Source organism: Bradyrhizobium sp. (assembly GCF_049691595.1).
Lineage (GTDB): Bacteria > Pseudomonadota > Alphaproteobacteria > Rhizobiales > Xanthobacteraceae > Bradyrhizobium.
On sequence record NZ_JBAVNZ010000569.1, the window covers coordinates 1 to 3,130 of the forward strand.

2 protein-coding genes are annotated in these 3,130 nt (G+C 66.4%); both read left to right on the forward strand.

What is annotated here, in order from left to right; translation table 11 throughout:
• On the forward strand, positions 1-1,426 hold a 1,426-nt coding region (locus tag WCE35_RS23045), incomplete at its 5' end, for a mucoidy inhibitor MuiA family protein (RefSeq protein ID WP_424595619.1).
• A 181-nt stretch (positions 1,427-1,607) separates the two neighbouring features.
• Positions 1,608-2,780 carry a thiolase family protein gene (locus tag WCE35_RS23050; RefSeq protein WP_424595620.1) on the forward strand — a complete coding sequence of 391 codons (1,173 nt, stop codon included), beginning with the start codon at positions 1,608-1,610 and terminating at the stop codon, positions 2,778-2,780.
• Positions 2,781-3,130: the final 350 nt, after the last annotated feature.

Here is a 3,130-nt window from a genome sequence, read left to right on the forward strand (position 1 = left end):
GGTCGAGGGTGAGGCCGGCGCCAAGCTCACGATCGGCGCCATCGACACGCGGCCGCCGCGCGCGGCGCCGCCGGTCAATCTGCCCGAACTCGACAGGCGCATCGAAGCGCTGAAGGACGAGCGCGGCAACCTGCAGGGTGCGATTGCCGCGGCCAATGCGCGCCGCAAATTCGCCGAGCGCTTCGCGGAAATCTCGCCGGCGGGAATGGGCGAGAAAGGCGAGGCGCGTCCGATCGCCGAATGGCGCGCCGCCTTTGCCGCCGTCTCCGAGGAAATCGCGACCGCTGATGCCGCGATCCGCGATGCCGAACGCAAGCAGCGCGATCTCGACCGCGAGATCGCGCGGCTGGAATCGGACAAGTCGATCAAGCCGCCGGGCAAGCTCGAGGTCCGGATCGATCTGGCCGCCGCTGCGGCGACCAGGGCGACGCTGCGGGTGACCTATGCCGTGCGCCATGCGCGCTGGGCGCCGCTCTACGATGCCCGTCTCGATACCGGCGCCAGAGACCGCAAGCCGGCGCTCGAACTGGTGCGCCGCGCCGAAATCACCCAGACCACCGGCGAGGACTGGTCGAATATCGCACTCGCCGTTTCGACCGTGCGGACCGCGCGCGGCGGCAGCGCGCCCGATCTGAACTCGCTGGTCGTGCGATATCCGCAACCTCTGTCCGGGCTCCTGGGCGAGGTTACCGACGATACCCGGAGCCGCGCGGCACCGGCGTCGCAAGCCGCCGGACCGATTGCGAAACGCGAAGCTGCAAAAGAGCAGCAGGCGACCGCTGACGTCGATGGCTTCCAGGTGACGTTCAGAATTCCCGGGCGCGTCAGCCTTGGCGCCAGCGAGGGCGCCAAGAGCCTGCGCGTCTCCACCGCGACGATCGCGCCCGATCTCGCCGTCCGTTCCGCGCCAGTGCTGGATCCGACGGCGTTTCTTGAGGCGAGCTTCAAGCAGAGCGAGGACGCGCCGCTGTTGCCGGGCCGGGTTGCGATCTACCGCGACGGCGTTTTTGTCGGGCGCGGCAAGATGGCCGCCGCCGGCAAGGACGAAATGGTGCGGATCGGTTTTGGCGCCGACGACAAGGTCAAGATCGAGCGCGCCGTGGTCAAGCGCAACGAGGGCTCGGTCGGCCTGATCGTGACAACGTCGAAGACCGACGAGCGCGCGTTCAAGACCAGCGTACGCAACGGCCACGATTTCCCGATCCGGATTTCGGTCGAGGACCAGTTGCCGGTCAGCGAGAACGAGGAAATCCAGGTCGAGATGCTGCCATCGACGACGCCGCCGACCGCGACCAATCTGCGCGACAAGCGCGGCGTGCTGGAATGGGCGTTCGAGGCGAAGCCCGGCGAGGTCAGGGATATCGCGTTCGCCTGGCGCGTGCGCTGGCCCAAGGACAAGGGCGTCGTCGTGTTGCCGGGCGGCTGACGCGGCCGCGGGGGAGGCGTGGTACTATTTGCCGGTTTGGGCCACCCTCCGTTGAGCAAAGACCGGTCATGACTTCGACAGCCGGAGGCCCAACCGGAAGGTATTTTTGTTGCCTTCAGTGAAAATGTGTACGATCACGTTTTTCAAGCCATAATCGGCCGCCTTACAGGGAGAAACAGAGATGCGTGAAGCCGTCATCGTTTCCTATGCACGCACGGGACTGGCGAAATCCGGTCGCGGCGGGTTCAATATCACGCCGCCGATGTCGCTGGCGGCGCACGCCATCAAGCACGCCGTGGCGCGCGCCGGGGTCGACAAGGACTATGTCGAGGATTGCTATCTCGGCAATTGCGCCCATGGCGCGCCCAATATCGGCCGCCAGGCCGCGCTGCTCGCCGGCATGCCGAAGTCCACGGCTGGCGTCTCGGTCAACCGTTTCTGCTCGTCGGGCCTGCAGACCATCGCGATGGCGGCCAACAGCATCCGCGCCGACGGCGCCGATTGCATCGTCGCCGGCGGCGTCGAAAGCATCTCGGTCCCCGGCGGCGGAACGCCAAAGGAATCGATCGATCCGGACCTGCTGAAGGCCGCGCCCGACATCTTCATGGCGATGATCGACACCGCCGATATCGTCGCCGAGCGCTACAAGGTCAGCCGCGAGTACCAGGACGAGTACTCGCTGGAATCGCAGCGCCGCATGGCGGCCGCCCAGCAGGCCAGCAAGTTCAAGGACGAAATCGTGCCGATGAAGACCAGGATGAAAGTGGTCGACAAGGCGACCAAGGCCGAGAGCATCGTCGACTATGTCGTCGACCGCGACGAGTGCAACCGGCCCGACACCACGATGGAAGGCCTCGCCAAACTCGAGCCGGTCAAGGGCCCCGGCAAATACGTCACCGCCGGCAACGCCAGCCAGTTGTCGGATGGCGCCGCGGCCGTGGTGCTGATGGAAGCCAGGGACGCGGAAAAGCGCGGGCTTCATCCGCTCGGCCGCTTCGTCGCCTGGGCGTCGGCGGGCTGCGAGCCCGACGAGATGGGCATCGGGCCGATCTATGCGGTGCCGAAGCTGTTGAAGCGCCAAGGCCTCAAGGTCGCCGATATCGATATCTGGGAGCTCAACGAGGCGTTCGCCAGCCAGTGCCTGTATTCGCGCGACCAGCTTGGCATCGACCCCGAGAAGTACAACGTCAACGGCGGCTCGATCGCCATCGGCCATCCCTTCGGGATGACCGGCGCGCGCCTGACCGGCCACATCCTGCAGGAGGGCCGCCGGCGCAAGGCCAAGTGGGGCGTCGTGACCATGTGCATCGGCGGCGGCCAGGGCGGCGCGGGCCTGTTCGAAATCTATAGCTGATGATTATTGATCGAATCAGGCCTTCCGTGTCTCGGACGCGGTGCAGCGTGTAACGCTGCTCCGCTGAGCCGGGACCCATCGCCGCAGCGGGTGGACCCCGGATCAGCAGCGCATCACGCCGCCAAGCGCGGCGCGCTGCGCAGCATCCGGGGAACGCAGTCTGGCAGCTTGTCTGAGCCGACAACGCATGGGTCGCAATTCGACTTGAACTTGTCATTTCCAGAATTTCGGCACCCTTCGCGGGCCGGCGCTGATGGCCCTTGCGAGACACGAGGTAGCGCGGCGCATCATACGCCGCGCTGTTTTTTGCCCGGCATGACCGACGGCGTCGCCCGGAACCGAGCGTCAAC

Bases quoted from the DNA above. Each gene is read 5' to 3' on its own strand.
- WCE35_RS23050 (WP_424595620.1), top strand. From the start codon at position 1,608: ATGCGTGAAGCCGTCATCGTTTCCTATGCACGCACGGGACTGGCGAAA.